Origin of the sequence: Facilibium subflavum (assembly GCF_003574485.1) — a bacterium.
Taxonomy (GTDB): domain Bacteria; phylum Pseudomonadota; class Gammaproteobacteria; order Francisellales; family Francisellaceae; genus Facilibium; species Facilibium subflavum.
On the sequence record NZ_QLIT01000152.1, the window covers coordinates 1 to 998 of the forward strand.

General features: G+C 37.5%; 2 protein-coding genes. One reads left to right on the top strand and one right to left on the bottom strand.

The window, feature by feature from the left end:
* Nucleotides 1-113: 113 nt before the first annotated feature.
* Entirely contained in the window at nucleotides 114-743 is a 630-nt protein-coding gene (locus tag DNK84_RS09410; RefSeq protein ID WP_119344276.1) for a transposase, read from the top strand.
* Here the strand turns inward: DNK84_RS09410 and DNK84_RS09415 are convergent.
* Nucleotides 730-998 (bottom strand): acyl-CoA thioesterase (locus DNK84_RS09415; protein WP_235826876.1); only part of this gene is annotated, 269 nt, incomplete at its 5' end. The genes DNK84_RS09410 and DNK84_RS09415 overlap by 14 nt on opposite strands.

Sequence of the window (998 nt, forward strand, 5' to 3'; positions counted from 1 at the left end):
AAATAGAATAACTAGTAAGCACTAATTGGGGCGAACTTGAGAGAAATTTTATAAAAAGGGCTGCAAAGAGATTTGTAAATATTGAGGCCGAGGTAGGGGACTTAAATAGAAATATGAATGACGTTAAAGATGCCGTAGCTGATCTTGAGAACATAGAGGTTAAAGGAATGCGGGCAAGAGCTAAAGAATGTTTTCTAGCAAGAAATAACAAAGGAAAGACCATGTCATTTAAGAAAATATTTGCCAATTTAAAACCCGGGAAATCATCTGTTTTAAAGTCACCTCGCAATGTACTTGGCTGTGATGTTTACATCTGTGCGCGTAGATTAGCTGATGGAAAATTGCTTATTTTGGTATCTGATTATCACGGCAAAGCATCATTTGATCAGTATCGCAAGCGCTGGGAAATTGAAACACTATTTAGTGCAATGAAAACGCGAGGCTTTAACTGGGAAGATACACATATCACAGACCCTGATCGCTTAAGCAATATCCTTTTTATCTTAACTTTAGCGCTGATTTGGTCTTATCGCCAAGGTGATATGCTTATGAAAATTTATCCAGAAAAGCTCAAAAAGCATGGGTTTCCTCAACGCTCAATTGTTCGTAAGGGCATGGATTTTATTAGCAAATCATTGGCGGAGATTGTGATTAATACAAGTAAAATCATGGCATCAATTAAGCTTGTATTTGAGCTAAAGTTAACAAAAATTCAAACAGAAAAACTACTTAGTGTCCTGTAGTGTGAACTTCAGGTAAAATACTTTTAGGGCGAAGTGTATGTGTGTCAATAAACACCCATGTTGTTTGTGCCTTGGCGATTAACTTATTGTGCTGATTAAAAAAAGCGTATACTCTAATGCTGCTACTTCGCTTAATGTCTTCAATCCAGGTTTTTGCGGTAATCACATCCCCTAAAAATGCCGGTGCAATATAATCGATAAAGTGGTTTTTGGCCACCCATGTGCACTGGTTTTCATAATAGCGCTTGTCCGTCC

What these genes read in the sequence shown, in the direction of transcription:
- DNK84_RS09410 (WP_119344276.1), top strand. Translation starts at nt 114, where the DNA reads ATGAATGACGTTAAAGATGCCGTAGCTGATCTTGAGAACATAGAGGTT.